14 protein-coding genes are annotated in these 15653 nt (G+C 66.1%); 4 read left to right on the top strand and 10 right to left on the bottom strand.

From position 1 onward, the window contains the following. Positions 1–13 precede the first annotated feature (13 nt). Both HTIA_RS07185 and HTIA_RS07180 read left to right on the top strand, forming a co-directional pair. Complete coding sequence (locus HTIA_RS07185) at positions 14–1000, top strand: AbrB/MazE/SpoVT family DNA-binding domain-containing protein (protein ID WP_008525848.1); 987 nt, start codon at positions 14–16, stop codon at positions 998–1000. A 121-nt stretch (positions 1001–1121) separates the two neighbouring features. Continuing rightward, a complete protein-coding gene (locus HTIA_RS07180; RefSeq protein ID WP_008525847.1) occupies positions 1122–1889 on the top strand; it encodes a 2-phosphosulfolactate phosphatase in 768 nt (255 codons plus the stop codon). Positions 1890–2018: 129 nt separating this feature from the next. Here HTIA_RS07180 and HTIA_RS07175 read toward each other — a convergent pair whose 3' ends face one another. The 6 genes from HTIA_RS07175 to HTIA_RS07150 all read right to left on the bottom strand — a co-directional run bounded on the left by HTIA_RS07175 (position 2019) and on the right by HTIA_RS07150 (position 9835). Next, positions 2019–2906, bottom strand: coding sequence for an inositol monophosphatase family protein (locus tag HTIA_RS07175; protein ID WP_008525846.1), 888 nt, complete (start codon positions 2904–2906; stop codon positions 2019–2021). Then, positions 2903–4210, bottom strand: coding sequence for an ABC transporter ATP-binding protein (locus HTIA_RS07170; protein ID WP_044951015.1), 1308 nt, complete (start codon positions 4208–4210; stop codon positions 2903–2905). The genes HTIA_RS07175 and HTIA_RS07170 overlap by 4 nt, the downstream gene beginning before the upstream one ends. Positions 4211–4260: 50 nt before the next feature. After that, positions 4261–5310 (bottom strand): ABC transporter ATP-binding protein, encoded by a 1050-nt coding sequence (locus tag HTIA_RS07165; RefSeq protein WP_008525844.1) that lies wholly within the window; start codon positions 5308–5310, stop codon positions 4261–4263. Next, positions 5307–6770, bottom strand: coding sequence for an ABC transporter permease (locus tag HTIA_RS07160; protein ID WP_008525842.1), 1464 nt, complete (start codon positions 6768–6770; stop codon positions 5307–5309). The genes HTIA_RS07165 and HTIA_RS07160 overlap by 4 nt, the downstream gene beginning before the upstream one ends. Before the next feature lies 1 nt (position 6771). After that, the gene (locus HTIA_RS07155) at positions 6772–7797 is read right to left on the bottom strand and encodes an ABC transporter permease (RefSeq protein WP_008525841.1); all 1026 of its coding nucleotides are present in this window, start codon (positions 7795–7797) and stop codon (positions 6772–6774) included. A 103-nt stretch (positions 7798–7900) separates the two neighbouring features. Next, a complete protein-coding gene (locus HTIA_RS07150; RefSeq protein WP_020936193.1) occupies positions 7901–9835 on the bottom strand; it encodes an ABC transporter substrate-binding protein in 1935 nt (644 codons plus the stop codon). 151 nt (positions 9836–9986) lie between these two features. Between HTIA_RS07150 and HTIA_RS07145 the strand changes: the two genes are divergently transcribed. Both HTIA_RS07145 and HTIA_RS07140 read left to right on the top strand, forming a co-directional pair. Further along, positions 9987–10460 (top strand): DUF7529 family protein, encoded by a 474-nt coding sequence (locus HTIA_RS07145; RefSeq protein WP_008525839.1) that lies wholly within the window; start codon positions 9987–9989, stop codon positions 10458–10460. Then, a complete protein-coding gene (locus HTIA_RS07140; RefSeq protein ID WP_020936192.1) occupies positions 10457–11434 on the top strand; it encodes a metallophosphoesterase family protein in 978 nt (325 codons plus the stop codon). Before HTIA_RS07145 ends, HTIA_RS07140 begins: the two co-directional genes overlap by 4 nt. A gap of 21 nt (positions 11435–11455) precedes the next feature. Here the strand turns inward: HTIA_RS07140 and HTIA_RS15445 are convergent, their stop codons facing one another. The 4 genes from HTIA_RS15445 to HTIA_RS07120 form a co-directional block, all read right to left on the bottom strand. Next, the gene (locus HTIA_RS15445) at positions 11456–12214 is read right to left on the bottom strand and encodes a DUF7260 family protein (protein WP_008525837.1); all 759 of its coding nucleotides are present in this window, start codon (positions 12212–12214) and stop codon (positions 11456–11458) included. A gap of 113 nt (positions 12215–12327) precedes the next feature. Beyond that, positions 12328–12639, bottom strand: a complete 312-nt coding sequence (locus tag HTIA_RS07130) for a hypothetical protein (RefSeq protein ID WP_008525836.1) — start codon at positions 12637–12639, stop codon at positions 12328–12330. Between the two features lie 68 nt (positions 12640–12707). Further along, positions 12708–13394 carry an anaerobic ribonucleoside-triphosphate reductase activating protein gene (locus HTIA_RS07125; RefSeq protein ID WP_008525835.1) on the bottom strand — a complete coding sequence of 229 codons (687 nt, stop codon included), beginning with the start codon at positions 13392–13394 and terminating at the stop codon, positions 12708–12710. After that, a complete protein-coding gene (locus tag HTIA_RS07120) occupies positions 13394–15520 on the bottom strand; it encodes a ribonucleoside triphosphate reductase (RefSeq protein ID WP_008525834.1) in 2127 nt (708 codons plus the stop codon). The genes HTIA_RS07125 and HTIA_RS07120 overlap by 1 nt, the downstream gene beginning before the upstream one ends. Between the last annotated feature and the right edge of the window lie 133 nt (positions 15521–15653).

Genomic DNA, 15653 nt, shown 5'->3' with positions numbered 1-15653 from the left:
AGGTGAGCGGCTGATGGAGACCCGCAAGATCCAGAAGGTCGGCGGGTCGACGTTCACGGTCTCGGTCCCCAAGGAGTGGGCACGCGAGGAGGGCCTGGAGACGGGCGAGGCGGTCCGACTGTACACCCACCGCGACGGCTCGTTGATCGTTCGCGGGCGACAGACGGACGGAGACGGGCTGGAGTCGGTCTCGCTGCCGGTCACGGAGTCAAGCGTCGACGCCGTCGAGCGACCGATCCAGGGGGCATACGAGACTGGATTCGAGCAGATCACGCTGCGGGCCACGGAGTCATTTACCGACGAGCAACGCCGGGCCGCTCGCACCATCGCACGACGCCTCGTCGGCACTGAAGTCCTTGCGGCCGATGCGGACGAGATCGTGGTCCGGGCGATGCTCGATGCCTCCGCGGTGTCGGTTCGCCAATCGATAGAGCAAACCGTCTCGGTCATCACGACGATGCAGGAAACAGTCCGCGAGTCACTGACCGGCGAGACGGAGACGTCCGGACGGGTCGGTGATCGAATGGCGGACGTGACGCGGCTGGTCGCGTTGATCCGTCGCCACTACAATCGGTCACTCGTCGCGTTCGGCGAACTCGACGCACTCGGGATCGATCGGGTAGCGCTGTCCCAGTATCACCGGGCTGCGGACCGACTTGAACAGATCGCGACGGGGATCATCCGACTAGATCGTGTGATCGAGGCGGTTGAACCCGAAGCCGAGCAGGCCCGGACGGTGGCCGAGCTATTGACAGCCCGCAGAGACGCGCTCGAAGCGGCGACGAAACGCGTTGTCGAAGGTGATGCCACAGCGGGACAGGATGTCGAGTTGTCGCCGATCGAAACCGGGACGGAGATTGCATCCAACTCAGGCCATGACGACGGCGTCGATCCCTCCCTGGCCCGGCTGGTCGATCAGCTGGAGCAAATCGATGCGGCCATCCGGGCGATCGAACGGATCGGACTCCAGTCCGCGATCCATCCTCGCCACCAGCAATGACAGTCGCTCGGTCGTGGCCGGCAAGCCGACGGAATACCGGTCGAGATCGCTACTGAGGGCTATGTAGCACTCATATATACACCTTTTACCGTCAGCCACGAAGTCGGCATAGACCGAATGCATGGTACATGAAGACACAGCGCATAGTCGACTCGACGAGCGCCTCATCGAACGGTGTGAGGACGTCCCCGCGAACCCGGAACCGGGCGCGTACGTCGTCATCGACACGATGCACTTCTCGAACACCGTGATCGAACTGCTGGCACGGGGGGCAACACACGTTCACGTGCCCGACGAACGGGGCGAGGAGTTCGACTACCGGGCCGGCCACCCGGACGCGCTCATCGGGGGCGGCCGCACGGCGGAGTACGACCCCGAGGACGGCTACGACTTCTTCAACTCGCCGAGTTACGTCCAGGACATCGACGTCGAGGGCCGGCCGGTGAGCATGACCTCGACCAACGGCGGCCGGACCGTGGCGACGCTCCGCGAGCGCGGGGGCGAGGACGTCGACGTGTTCGTGGGCGCGCCGCTGAACGCGCGAGCCATCGGCCGGTTCCTCCGGCGACGCGAGCACCCCGTCTCTCTCGTGGCTGCGGGCTATCAGGGCGAGATCGCGGTCGAGGATCACGTCGGTGCGGCCCTCATCAGCCGCTATCTCGACGAGATACCGCCGACCGAGACCGAGATCGAACGCTGCAGAGACCAGCTCGAAACGGCGAAAGGGCCAGACTACGTCGAGAAGCACGCGATCCGTTGCCGGGACGTCCGGGCGTACGCGATGAACGTCAACGGTCGGGCAGTGATCCCAGAGCTATCTGGCGATTCGCTGGTCCGGGCACGTGCCCCCGATCGATCGGCTTCCAGGGAACGAGGACTGGCAGACTGAGCGAACTGAGACCCGGGGACTCACCACTCGCCGGTCGAAGACGCCCGCAGAAACCCCGTCTATATCCTCACCTTGTGACCAGAGACACTTAAAGAAACGCGGCCAGGGTCGAGCGAGTGATTCCACATACTAGGGGGGATCGGACCCGTCAGCCGGCGGATCGATCGCGTTCGCGGCCGCGAGCACCGCCTCGTGGGCCTGGCCGTTCGACGCGACGAGTCCACGGCAGTCGTGTCGCCAGGGCTCGCCGTCGAGGTCGGTGACCGTGCCGCCGGCCTGCTCGACGAGATACGCGCCGGCGACGGTGTCCCAGGGGTTGGTCTCGACGTTCGTGAGCACGCCCTCGATCGAGCCAGCGGCCACGAGTGCGAGGGCGACCTGGACGGACTTCAGCCGGAGGAGATCACCGAATCGCGTGACGATGGCTTCGGCTGCCCGGGCGTACTCGTCGCGGCGGTCCCGGGGCCACCAGATCGTCGGGACGACGGTGAAGCGGTCGGTGTCTGCGGTCTCGCTGACCCCGATCGGCCGGCCGTTTCGCGTCACGCCGCCCGGCCCCCCGACGTAGATATCACCCAGCGCCGGGAGGGCGGTCGCCGCCGCGACGGGATCGCCGTCCCGGACCGACGCGACGCTGGTCGCCCACTCGCGCATCCCGCGGACGTAGTTGTTGGTGCCGTCGATCGGGTCGGCGATCCAGGCCGGCCCCCGCTCGGGGACAGTCTCGCGGGCGTCGGCCTCCTCGCCGACGAACGGTTCCTGGGGGAAACGCTCGCCGATGACGGCCGCGATCCGGGCCTGGGCCTCACGATCGGCCCGCGTCACCAGGTCGGTCTTGCCCGTCTTGGTTTCGACGTCGAGATCGCGCCGGAATCCGGCCATGGCGACGGCCCCGCCGGCCCTGGCCGCCTCGCGGGCGACGGCGACCCGATCCGAGCGTGGGATGGAACTCCCGCGTCGCGTCTCGTTGGGGTCGGTCGGCGTCGCGTCGTCGGGGCTGCCCCGGATGTCGGTCACGACAGATCACTCCGGGGGTCGTCGTACTCGGGACGATGCCGGAGACACCGACTCCGTCGGCCGGTGTCGTCGACAGCGTGTGCGGCCGGCGACTCGCGGTCACAGACCGAGCCAAAGGCGTCCTCGAGGACGGCGAGGGCCGCAGCCGGGTCCGTTCCCGCAGTCGCTATGGCGCGGTCCAGCTCCGCCCGCGCGGAGGTGGGGAGGTCGACGTCGTCGAACAGTTCTGTGGCGATCACGTCGAGGTCGCGGTCAGCGGACGACCGACCGAGGCGGCGTTTAAGACGGTCCGACAGCCCCGACGTGGCCCGAGTGCGCTCTCGTAACACGTCACGGAACGTCTCGATCGCCCCGAGCGCGTCCGCGGAGAGGCCGGGGTAGTCAGCGGGCGTGATCTTCGCCGGACAGCGCGTCGAGAAGGGACACCCTGCGGGTGGATGCCGGGGATTGGGGGGCGTCCCGTTGAGCGTGACCCGTTCGAGGCTCTCTGGGGCCGGACTCGACGAGCCGGGGATCGCCGAGAGGAGCGAACGGGTGTAGGGATTGGCCGGGTCCGCGAAGACGCGGTCGGTCGAGCCGACCTCGAGGACGTTCCCGAGGTACATGACGGCGACCCGGTCGGCGATGTGACGCACCAGCGAGAGGTCGTGGGCGACGAAGAGAGAGGTCAACCCGAGTTCGGCCTGAAGCTCCTCGAGGAGGTTAATCACGCGGGCCTGCACGGAGACATCGAGCGCCGAGACGGGTTCGTCGAGGATGAGGAACTCGGGTTCGAGGGCGAGCGCCCGCGCGATGGCCACGCGCTGGCGCTGACCACCCGAGAACTGGTGGGGGTAGCGATAGAAGTGTTCCTCCCGGAGTCCGACCTGCTCGAGCAGCGTGAAGACGCGATCCTCGCGGTCGGCTGGCGTCCCCCAGTCGTGAGCTTCCAGTGGCTCGGCGACGATCTCGCCGACCGTCAGACGGTCGTTGAGACTCTCCTGGGGGTCCTGGAACACCACGCCGACCCGGCGCTGCCACGCCCGGAGGTCGCTCCCGGAGAGGTCGGTCACGTCCTCGCCGTCGACGACGACGGAACCGGCGGTCGCGGACTCAAGACCCACGAGCGTCCGGCCGAGTGTGGTCTTGCCACACCCGCTCTCGCCGACGAGGCCGAGCGTCTCGCCGCGCCGGATCGACAGCGAGACGCCGTCGACGGCCCGGACGGGCGGATCGGCACCGATCAGCGACCCGTCGGTGTAGTGCGTTTCGAGATCCAGGATGTCGAGGAAGGTGTCGCGATCGTCGGCCGTCGATGCGGACATCGAGTCGTCCGATGGGACCGCGGTCGCGTCGCCGGACGGGGTCGAGGCGGTCATTCGTTTTCACCTCCTGTCTGCCCGCCCTCGTCGCCGGCGAAGACACACGCGGCAGTGTGATCGACGCCGGTCGAAACTTCGACGGGGTCGGGAACCGCCGTCCGACACTCCTCGACGGCCAGTGGGCACCGCGGCGCGAACCGGCAGGCCTCGGCGGGGCCGTTCGGCGTCGGCACCTCCCCTTCGATCGTCGGCAGGCGCTTCTCTGGGGGCGTTCGTCCGGGAATACTCTCCAACAGTGCTTCGGTGTAGGGATGTTCGGGGTCGGCAAAGAGACGGTCAGTCGGCGCGCGCTCGACGATATCGCCGGCGTAGATCACGTTCACCCGGTCGGCCGTCTCCTCGATGACGCCCATGTCGTGGGTGATAAAGAGGATCGCGAGGTCCGCCTCGCGCTGAAGGTCGGCCAGCAGATCGAGGATCTGGGCCTGGATGGTCACGTCGAGCGCGGTGGTCGGTTCGTCACAGACCAGCAAGTCGGGATCGCACGCCAGCGCGATCGCGATGACCGCGCGCTGGGCCATGCCGCCGGAGAACTGGTGGGGGTACTCCTCGAGTCGGCGCGGGGCGTCTGGAATCCCGACAGCCTCGAGGAGTTCGATCGCCCGCTCGGTCGCCGCCGCCCCTGTCAGCCCCTGGTGGATCGAGAGGGCCTCTTTGAGTTGATTACCGACCGTGTAGACCGGATTGAGGGAGTTGCCAGGGTCCTGAAAGACGATCGCGAGGTCGCCGCGGGCGTCGTCCCACCCGGTCTCGACCAGGTCCTCGCCCTTGAATCGGATCTCCCCACTCTCGATGACGCCCGGTTCGTCGACGAGGCCGAGAATCGACCGTGCCGTCACGGACTTGCCCGACCCCGATTCACCGACGAGGCCGACCGTCTCGCCGGGGTGGACGTCGAAGGAGATCCCGTCGACGGCGTGGATCGTCTCGCGTTCGGTGTAAAAGACCGTCCGGAGGTCGGAGACGGACAACAGCGGCTCACGGTCGCGAGACGTCGATGCGGTCTCTCCCCCTGTCTGGCCAGGGAGGGCACCGCGACTCACGCGCCACCACCTCGGCCGGCCGCCGCGCCGGTCGCACTGTCTGACTGTGGGTCGATCGCGTCCCGGACGCCATCGCCGAGGGCGTTGAACCCGGTGACGACGAGCGTGATGAGCAGTCCCGGGATCAGCGAGATGTGCCAGGAGCCGGTGGTGACGTAGTCCTGGCCGAGCTGGATCGCCCGGCCCCACTCGGGGGTCGGCGGCGCGACCCCAAGGCCGAGATACGAGAGCCCGGCGATCGAGATGATCGCCCCGCCGAGCGTCATCGAGCCGTAGATCAGGACGTAGCCCGTGACGTACGGCAGCATGTGCTTGCGCATGATTGTCCGGGGGCGCTGGCCGAAGCTCCGGGCGGCGTCGATCCAGGCGCGTTCGGACACCTGGAGGGCGGGCCCGCGGATCGAGCGCCACATGTACGTCCACCCGGTGAAGGCGAAGATGAGCGCGAGCACGAACCCGCCGCTGTAAACCTCGCCGATCCACGTGTCGGCGAGGACAGTCGTGAGCATGATCAACAGGAGTAGTTGTGGCATCGCCATCACGCCGTCTGAAATCAGGACCGTCCCGAGGTCGACCCGGCCCTTGTAGTAGGCGGCGATCAGCGCGAGCGAGACGGCGAGGAGGGCACTCAGGCCGACCGAGAGGAGGCCGATCACCAGCGAGATGCGCGAGCCGACCGCGATGAACGTAAAGAGGTCACGGCCGTTGGGCATCGTCCCGAAGGGATGGAATCGCCCGTAGTCGTCGTAGGTCATCGGCATCACCCGCGAGCTGTCGCCGGTCGACTGGGAGTCGAGGTTGGCCTCCCCGACCAGGATCGACTCGACGGAACCGGTCTCTTCGTCCCAGTAGTCGACCTCGTAGGAATAGGAGTTGCGCATGTTCTGCTCGACGGTCGTCGGGCCGAGCGTCGGCGCGAAGACCGCCATGACGACGAACATGAACACGACGAGCGCGCCGAACACCCCCCACCGATGTGACCGAAACCGATCGATCACGTCGTCCCGTGGCGTCCAGTCGGCGACTCTGATCTCCCGGCGGTAGTACCGATACCCGAACCCGGCCCAGGCGACCCAGGTGAACGCGTAGGCGTAGACGAGCGTGACGCGAATCCCCCAGGAGACGCCCGGAGAGAGTCCGAGGAAGGTTCCGACCCACCGCTTCCCGCTCCAGTGGCCGGCGTTCGGAACGACGTCCCGCGAGAGCACGGTCGGGATCGTGTTCGTCTGTTGCTGTGCGGCGTCGAAGACTGCGGTGGCGCTCGATAGCAGCGATCCGTCGCTGCCGGCCGTCGGAAGTGCCCCGACGAAATCGGCGAGCAGGCCGGTCAGGAAGTTCGCGACCGCGCCCGCCTCGACGGCGAAGAGGACGACGCCGACGACCAGCCACACGGACACCGTCGCGTCGACCCCGAGCGTCCCGAACAGTCGCCGGTCCTCGAAGGGGGTGACGTCGGACACGTCAGGACCCCTCCAGGCCGACGCGGGGGTCGATGATCGTATACAGTACGTCCTGAACGAGGTTGATGCCAACAGTCATGAGTATGAAGACGTACATCAGCGTCCCGACGAGCGGGAGGTCGCCCTGGATAGCTGCCTGATAGAACAGGTAACCGATACCGTTGATTCCGAAGACAGTTTCGACGAGTACCGATCCGCCGATGAGCAGGAAGGCCTCGCTGGTGATGATCGGGATCAGCGGGACCAGCGCGTTCCGGAAGATGTGCTTCCAGACCAGGACGCGATCGGAGACGCCCTTGGCCTTCGCGAAGTCGACGTAGGCCTCGTTTCGGACTTCGAGCATCGCGGTCCGGCCGATGCGCATCTCGTTGCCCATCGAGGCCGACCCGAGCACCAGCGCCGCCGGGAGGACTTTCTTGGTCGCCGCCAGGAACCCGTCGACGGTCCAGATCCGGGACATGTCCGGGCTCCCCGAAATCGAGTCGAGAGGCACGAGCAGCGACTCCCACTGGAACGTGAATCCGAACAGTGTCGGCGAGATACTCAGGACGGCAAGCAGCATGATCGCGAGCCAGAAGTTCGGCATCGCCCGCCAGACGATCCCGCCGAGAGAGGCGAGATAGTCGGACAGCGAGTTCGAGTGGAGCCCGGCGTAAAAGCCGAGTGGCACGCCGATCGCCACGGCGATCAGGACCGACCACAGCCCGAGCCACAGCGTCCGCGGGAGGAAGTCCAAAATGAGCGCGTTGACGTTCGAGCCCTCGTACAGCAGCCACGTCTGGCCCAGGTCGAAGGTGAGCAGGTTGCTCATCCAGTCGACGTAGTGCTGGAGTGGCGGCTGGTTCAATCCAAGCTGGGTCTGGGCGGCCTCGTAAGCGGCCGGGTTGCGGGTCTGGCCCTCGCTGAGCAACCGGCTGGCCGGGTCGATCGGCCCCATGAAGATGGCGAACCACGTGATCGTCGTCCCGAGCCAGACGACCGGGATCGCCATCGCGAGGCGCTTGGCGAGATAGCCCAGTCTACTCACCGGGACTCACCCTGCTCGTGACTCGTCCGGGATCGATCGCCCGCGGGCGACACAGCGTTCGAAGCCATGGGTTCCAGCGGTGCATCCCTCGAAGTTGCCTCCATTAGCGCCCAAGCGAGGTGTCGTCGAAGGCCTGGTTCTCCATGACGCCGTACATCTCGACGTCGACCGCGTCGTGCCAGAAGCGCTGGCTCATCGGGTGGAGGAAGGGCAGTTCCTGGACGGACGCCCAGTTCATCTCCTCGACGGTCTGGAACGCCTCGTTGTGGTCCGCCTGTGTCGTCCCCTCGGCGGCGTAGTTTTCGTCCCAGGCCTCCCGGGCGATCTGGCGGTACTCCTCGGTCGCGTAACTGTCCTCGGCCCCCCATCGCGTGAACTGACTCGACGGGTTCTGGCCGTGGAGAAACCGGAGGAAGTTCTGCGGGCCGGGGTACTCCATGCCGTCGCCGAGTCCGAACACTTCCATGTCCCCGGAGATGGCGCGGCTGATGATCGTGCCGAACTCCGCCTCCTCGATCTCGACGTCGATGTAGGCGGATCGGAGCTTCGCCTGGAGTCGCGTGAACACCTGTTCGTACCCGCTGTCGCCCGTGATCGTCGTCGCGGTGACCTCGTAGCGGTTGCCCGCGTCGTAGCCTGCCTCCTCCATGACCCGGCGAGCGTCGTCGAGTTGGGTCTCTCCGTAGCCGTAGGGGTAGCCGTCGGCGGCGAAGTCGGTATTGGATTCGTAGCCGTTCTCGGCGTGTCGGTCGTAGGCGTCCTCGCCGGACTGGCCGTCCTCGAATGTGGGATAGGCGGCCGGCGGCACGATGTGATAGCCCGGCTTGCCCATCCCTTTGTAGACGTTCTCGGCAATGTCGTGCTGGTTCATCGCGTACGCGAACGCGCGTCTGACTGGGAGGGGAACCGCCAGGGTGTTGAAGACGATGTACTCCGTCGTGAGTGCCGGGATCTCGCCGTAGTTGACCTCGGTCCCGTCGTCGAGCGTGTAGGACCCGAGCGAGCGATTGCCCTCCTCGCGGTCGATCGTCACGCGGGAAGGGTTGAACGAGGCTGTCGGGACACTTTCGAGGATGTCGGCGTTCCCGTTCTGGAACCGCTGGAGGCGCGTGTTCCCGCTCGAGACGACGGTGAACGTGATCGCGTCGAGGTCAGGTTCGCCGCCGTAGTAGTCCTCGAACGCCGAGAGGGTGATCTGGCTCCCCTTCTGCCAGGAGTCGACCCGAAAGGGGCCCGCTCCGGCGAAGGCGGGGCCGCCACCTTGCGTGCTGAAGAACTCGTTGTAGTCGTACTCGCCGTCGTAGCCCTCGATGTCGCCGACTGCGTTCTCCGGGAGAATGGCGAACGCGCCGCCCGCGATCTGGAAGAGCGTGTACTCGAAGGGGGAGGCGAGTGTCACCTCGACGGTGTAGTCGTCGACTGCCTCGACGGCGAGACTGCCGGGGACGACGTCCTCGAGCGTCTCCTCGTCGGTCGGTTCCGAGAGCGTCGCGTCCTTCTCGTGGTCGATCGTCAGCGTCTCGCCGACGATGTCGTCCTTGTTCCGGGAATTGGGCGACTCGGCGAGTCGCCGGTAAGAATAGACGACGTCCTGGGCAGTGAACTCACTGCCGTCGTGGAACGTGACGTCCTCACGGAGGTCGAACGTGTAGGTGAGTCCGTCCTCGGAGACCTCATAGCCCGTGGCGAGCGCGGGTTCGGGCGGATAGTGGCCGTCCGGAAAGTACATGAGCTGCTGGTTGTACTGGTTGTAGCCCGCACCGGACCCCTTCGCGTTGATCGGGTCGAGGGTCTGGACCGACCCATCCGCCATCATCTGGAGCGTTCCCCCACCGGAGTGGGTGGTGGCCTCTTCGGTCGAGTGGTCCGTATCGACGGTCGATTCCGGCGTCTCCTCGGCCGATTCGTCTCCGGGGTCGTTCTGGGCCGGCGTGTCCTGATCCGTCGGTTCGCTGTTCGCGCCACAGCCGGCGACTGCAGTCATCGCGCCTGCGCCGGCTGCGGTCAAAAACCCACGGCGGGTCGTGTCACGTGGCATCGACCGCCAGTTTACTCCCCAAACATAAGGAATTTGGTAATAGAACTACAGTCGCATAATATCGCCAATTTCCGTCCTATAAGCCTATATAGCCGAATATAGACGGTGCTGTTCCAGCAAATATTTACACATATGATCGAAAAGTGAGGCGATGTCAGCAACGACAGCCGGTGAGAAAACAGTCTGGAAGCACGTCCGCGAAGAGGCCGCGGCGTTGGCCGCGACGTTGCGGGTGGACGGGTGGGACGTCTGCCAGGTTCGAGCGGATCACGTCGCAGCGATCGAATTGGGTGACTCAGCGGCGCGCACGGGGCTGGTGTACACTGTCCCCGACAGTGTCGGCGAGGGGCTCCCGGCACTCCTCGAGGGCGGGTCGTTCGATCGCTACGAGGTGTTCAGAACCGTCGCCGGGGGCGAGCTATACCTCGTCACGCGACTCCGGGACGAGGAGACCGAGCGGGGAGTCGTCCTCGCCGGGGCCGTCGGCCTCGATCAGGTCGCTGAACTCGCCGAGGCGGCACGCGAGCGTGGTGAACTCCGCACGCACGTCCGGTTGCTCGACGGAACCCACCTGGCGACGTTTCGTCACGCGGACCCGACGGATTTCTTCCCGGAGGACGGATGACTGGCGGCGAGTTCCGTTCCGGAGACCCGGAAACTGGCGGAAAGCGGGGGACGCTGATGGCGCGTCTCGACCGGCCGAGCGCGCCGGAACCCGTTCGGCTGGCGGCGATCGCCGACCCGCACGTCTCGACGCGAGCGGAAGGGACCTCGAAGCTGTTCGAACACTCCCTCGAGCACTTCACAGCCGCGGTCGACGACATCGCGAGTAGAGACGTCGACGCCGTGCTCTCGCCGGGGGACCTGACGAAGGACGGTGAAGCTTGGAACGCCGACGCCGTCGCGGACGCCCTCGAGGCGCTCGACGTCCCGCTGTACGCGGTCCCCGGAAACCACGACGTCCCGAAGGACGGCGACGACCACGACGCGATCGCCGTCGCGGACTTCGCCGACCGATTCGGCCCCGGCTCCTATCCCTTCCACGAAGCGGTGGGCGGACTGGACGTGCTCGGGGTGAACTCCGCCGGGACTGCCGATCGCCTCGCCGACACCCACGACGGCCACGTCGACGCCGACCAGCGCGAGTGGCTCGCGGGGAAGCTACAGCGGACCGACGACCCGCTGATCGTCGTCCATCACAACCTCGCCTCGGTGACCGAGCAGCTTCGTCGCCACCGCGATCGCGTCGTCGACGACATGGCGATCCCGCCGACGATGCGCGAGACGGAAGCGTTCGTCGACGTCCTCGCCGAGGGCGACGCGTCGCTCGTCCTTACCGGCCACTTCCACCTCCCCCTGACCGGCGTCGATCGCGGTGTGCGGGAGATCGCGACGCCGACGACCTGCTCGTTCCCGCAGTCGTATCTCCTCCTCGACGTCGGGCCGACTGGAACGGACGTCAGGCTGGTCCCGATCGCCACACAGGACGGACTCGAACTCGCCCACGATCGACGAGCGCGTGACTCGACGACGGCCCGTGGCCTCACCTCGATCGGCGCGGCGCGGCTGGCGTCGATGCCACTCACAGTCGAGGATTGACCGGACGAGCCCGACCAGGAATCAACGCAGGCAGCGTCGTCGGTGGTCCCGGATCGTCCCCAGACAGGACGCGATCGCAGAGAGGACCGGCGTCGTCGTCTCGAGGTCGGCGTAGAGATATTCGAACATCCCGAGTCCGTCGATCCAGTCGAATGTCGTCTCGGGACGGTCGTGAACGCGTTGCTGACGGTCGGTCGCGAGGTCCTCACACCGCGACTGAAGGGTCGCCAGTCTGGCGTCGATACGAGACAGCGACTGCGTTCCCGAGGCGGACGTGAGTTCCGCCCCAGCCTCGATCACTGCCGATTCGATCTCGGTGAGTGCAGCGTCGAAGCGCTGGAGGTTGTCCCGTTCGCGTTCGACGTACTGCTTGACGCGTCGGCGTTCGTCCATCGCCCGTCTGACCGCCCCGAGGAACGCGTCGTAGATCGGCCGGGTGAGCGCATCGCCGTCGAGAAGCTGCTCCGCGAGGGACCCACCGACTTCGACGCGGAGGTTCTCCCGGAGCGATTCGCCGTATTCGGACTCATAGTGGGGGACGGCCATGACCGTCTCGCGATAGGCCGTCCGGATCTCGGACAGACTCGAGGAGGGGGCCTGGACCGGCATCGTGGTCGCCACGGCGGTCCCCGTGGCCGTGGTCTGTGGCGTCTCGACGGCGACCTCGCTGACGCGCCGTATCAGGGATCGAAACGCCTCGCGCTCGGTCACGAGGATCTCGCGTTCCGCGTCGATCTCGGTAAGTGCGGCCTCGATCGTCGGGTGAGTGATCGCTGTCATGGCAGGGATGTGAGTGTCTGGTTGGGGCCGAACGAGTCGCTGGACAGTCGGTTCACGTCTCGTGGTCCCAAGATCCCACAGCTGTGGCATTCTCAAAGATCCTTCTAGGAGAGCTATAGTGGGCTATTGACCGGTGGAGAGAACGACACAGAACTGGCCCGAAAAACACCCGTCGAGAATGAACCGCCAGACTGTTCGACGGCGACGCAGCTGTCCTCGGGACCAGAGAGGTACAGTGTGTCGATCGGGTCGTCGACCTCGCCCATCACGGATTCCAGCAGATCCGTCACCGTGACCATTCCGACGAACTCCGTTCCGGTGTACTGGCGGGCGCACGTCAGGGCCACTCGATCGCGACGAAGAAGCCGTTCGTCAGGATGGGAGCCACACCCGCGACTAGGGAGCGTGATCTCGAGTGAGTTCATCGGGCCATGAATCTGTAATCAAAACTATATGTGTGGCGGCCCCAGAAACGGCTCGTCCGCGGCGGCTGTCACTCGCGGTGGTCGATCTGCGAGGGACACTCACCGACGGCATCGCCAATGGCCGCGAGCGGATCGACCGGCGTCTCCCGGACGCGGTCCGGGCACAGAACGGTCGCGGTGTCGACAGACTGGACGACAAGTCGGCTGTCCCCGACCAACTCACCCAGCGTCTCGAAGTCCGCGGCGGAGACGACGCCGGGGTCGAACGTCGTTCGGAACTCGTGATCGATCCCGGTGGCACGGATCAGTTCGACGCTCCGTTCGACGGCCTCGCCCGCGTCGGCCCCGAGTTCCCCGTAGCGATCGGGTGTCGTCTTGAGGTCCATCGCGACGTACTCGACCCCACCGGTGTCGAGCGTCTCGCGAAGGACAGCCGGCCGCGTCCCGTTCGTGTCAAGTTTCACGTCGAGCCCGCGGTCGGTGATCCGGCTGACGAAGTGGGGCAAATCCGCGTGCAGCGTCGGCTCGCCGCCGGTGACGACGACGCCGTCGATGACGGCTTCCCGGTCGTCGAGCACGGCGAAGAACTCGTCCTCGGGAAGCGCCGAATCGTTCGAGGGGGCCACATTACCGTCGATCAGTTCGGGGTTGTGACAGTACGGACACCGGAGATTGCAGCCCGCGGTGAAAACCGCACAGGCGACTCGCCCGGGGAAGTCAGACAGCGTCGTCCGCTGGAGGCCACCGAACTCCATCAGTCCGCCACGCTCGGCCGGAAGTCCGCGCGCTCGTCGAATTCGGCCTGCTTGCCGGGATTCCAGTTCTCGGTCGGCCGGAGATACCCCACGACGCGGGAGTACACCTCACAGGATTCCCCGCAGTCCGGGCACGTCTCGTGCTCGCCGCTGTGATGGCCGTGGGTCGGACACACCGAGAACGTCGGCGTCAGCGTGTAGTAGGGCAACTCGTAGTTCTCGGCGATGGTTTTGACCAGTTGCTTGGTCGACTCGGCGTCGGGCATTGCTTCGCCGAGCCAGCCATGAAAGACCGTGCCACCCGTGTATTTCGTCTGGAGATCGTCCTGGTGGTCCAGCGCGTCGAAGAGGTCCGGTTCCGCGCCGAATGGCAGCTGCGTCGAGTTGGTGTAGATCGGCTCGTCGCCGCCGAGACCGTCGGTGGCGTGGACGGCCAGGTCCGAAAACTGCTCGCGATCCTGGCGGGCCAGCCGATAGGACGACCCCTCCGCGGGCGTCGCCTCCAGGTTATACATGTGGCCGGTCTCGGCCTGGTACTCCCGAAGCCGATCGCGCATGAATTCGAGGATCTCCTCGGCGAAGGCCTTCCCCTCGGCCGTGTCGATCCCCGACTCCGGACCACGGAGATTGAGAATAGCCTCGTGGGTGCCGATCAGCCCGATCGTCGAGAAGTGATTCGCCCAGTAGCTGTCGTGGGCCTCCCTGACGTTTCGGAGGTAGAACTTCGCGTAGGGATATAGCCCCTGCTCGGTGTAGCGCTCCAGCACGTCGCGTTTGGTCTCCAGGCTCCGCTTTGCCACGTCCATCAGCGATTCGAGTCGGTCGAAAAACTCGCTCTCGTCGTCGGCCCGGTAGCCCAACTGGGGCAGGTTGATCGTGACGACCCCGATCGACCCCGTCAGGGGGTTCGACCCGAACAGCCCGCCGCCGCGGGATTCGAGTTCGCGGTTGTCAAGGCGGAGTCGACAGCACATCGAGCGGGCGTCGCCGGTGTCCATCTCGCTGTTGACGAAGTTCGAGAAGTATGGCGTGCCGTATTTGGCGGTCATCTCCCAGACGGGATCGAGCGTCTCGTTGTCCCACTCGAAGTCCTCGGTGATCGAGTAGGTCGGAATCGGGAACGTGAACGGCCGGCCTTTCGCGTCGCCCTCCAGCATCACCTCGGCGAAGGCGCGGTTGATCAGGTCCACCTCGTCCTGATAGTCGGCGTAGGTCGAGTCCCGGGGTTCGCCGCCGATCACGACCGGCTTGTCGGCGAGGTGGTCGGGCACCGTCAGGTCCATCGAGAGGTTGGTGAAGGGTGCCTGGAAGCCGACCCGCGTCGGGACGTTGAGGTTGAACACGAACTGCTGGAGCTGGTGGCGCACTTCCTCGTAGTCGAGGTCGTCTTCGTGGACGAACGGCGCGAGGTAGGTGTCGAAGTTCGAGAGGGCCTGCGCGCCGGCGGCCTCGCCCTGCAGCGTGTACAGGAAGTTCACGAGTTGCATCAGCGCCACGTCGAAGTGGTTGGCGGGCGCGGACTCGACCTTCCCGCGGACGCCCTTCAGGCCCTCCCGGAGGACATCCTCGATATCCCAGCCGACGCAGTAGGGCCCCAGCACGCCCAGGTCGTGGATGTGGATCGCGCCCGCGTCGTGGGCCGCGGCCACCTCGTCGCTGTAGCGCTTTTCGAGCCAGTAGTCCTCGATAGTGCGCTCGGTGAGGTGGATGTTCAGCCCCTGCAGGGAGTAATCCATGTTGGAGTTCTCCCGGACGCGCCAGTCCTCCCGCTCGATGTAGGCGTCGATGGGGCCTTGGTCGTTCCCCGCTGGGTCGCCACTGTTGCCTGCAACGAGCCCTTCCAGATCACGCAATTCGGCGTGGCGGTGGCGATAGAGGATGTAGCGCTTGGCGGCCGCGTACTCATCAGCCTCGACGAGCGTCCGCTCGACGCAGTCCTGGATCGTCTCGACGGCCACCGTCCCGCCCGAGGAATCAAGGCGATCGACCACCGCATCGGTCAGGGCGTCGATCCCGGTGTCCGGCGCTGTTTCGGCTGCCGCGAACGCCTGCCGGATAGCGGTCGCGATCTTCGAGCGATCGAACGGTTCCACAGTCCCGTCGCGCTTTTGGACCTGCTGGACCATGCGAACACTCGCTTCGCCGGCCCCTCACTAAACAACTACGATTGCCGTTATACAAATTTATTTGTACTACGGTTCGGCGAGTCGTCCCCGGGCGATCAGCGGCTGAAGAGCGTCCCCCACCATTGTCCGTCGT

Source organism: Halorhabdus tiamatea SARL4B, from assembly GCF_000470655.1.
GTDB lineage: Archaea > Halobacteriota > Halobacteria > Halobacteriales > Haloarculaceae > Halorhabdus > Halorhabdus tiamatea.
This window is presented reverse-complemented; position numbering and strand designations above follow the sequence as displayed.

Excerpts from the sequence above, each read along its gene's own strand:
- HTIA_RS07130 (WP_008525836.1), bottom strand. The coding sequence starts at position 12,639 with ATGAACTCACTCGAGATCACGCTCCCTAGTCGCGGGTGTGGCTCCCAT.
- HTIA_RS15445 (WP_008525837.1), bottom strand. The coding sequence starts at position 12,214 with ATGACAGCGATCACTCACCCGACGATCGAGGCCGCACTTACCGAGATC.
- HTIA_RS07150 (WP_020936193.1), bottom strand. The coding sequence starts at position 9,835 with ATGCCACGTGACACGACCCGCCGTGGGTTTTTGACCGCAGCCGGCGCA.
- HTIA_RS07185 (WP_008525848.1), top strand. The coding sequence starts at position 14 with ATGGAGACCCGCAAGATCCAGAAGGTCGGCGGGTCGACGTTCACGGTC.
- HTIA_RS07145 (WP_008525839.1), top strand. The coding sequence starts at position 9,987 with ATGTCAGCAACGACAGCCGGTGAGAAAACAGTCTGGAAGCACGTCCGC.
- HTIA_RS07170 (WP_044951015.1), bottom strand. The coding sequence starts at position 4,210 with ATGTCCGCATCGACGGCCGACGATCGCGACACCTTCCTCGACATCCTG.
- HTIA_RS07120 (WP_008525834.1), bottom strand. The coding sequence starts at position 15,520 with ATGGTCCAGCAGGTCCAAAAGCGCGACGGGACTGTGGAACCGTTCGAT.
- HTIA_RS07125 (WP_008525835.1), bottom strand. The coding sequence starts at position 13,394 with ATGGAGTTCGGTGGCCTCCAGCGGACGACGCTGTCTGACTTCCCCGGG.
- HTIA_RS07140 (WP_020936192.1), top strand. The coding sequence starts at position 10,457 with ATGACTGGCGGCGAGTTCCGTTCCGGAGACCCGGAAACTGGCGGAAAG.
- HTIA_RS07180 (WP_008525847.1), top strand. The coding sequence starts at position 1,122 with ATGGTACATGAAGACACAGCGCATAGTCGACTCGACGAGCGCCTCATC.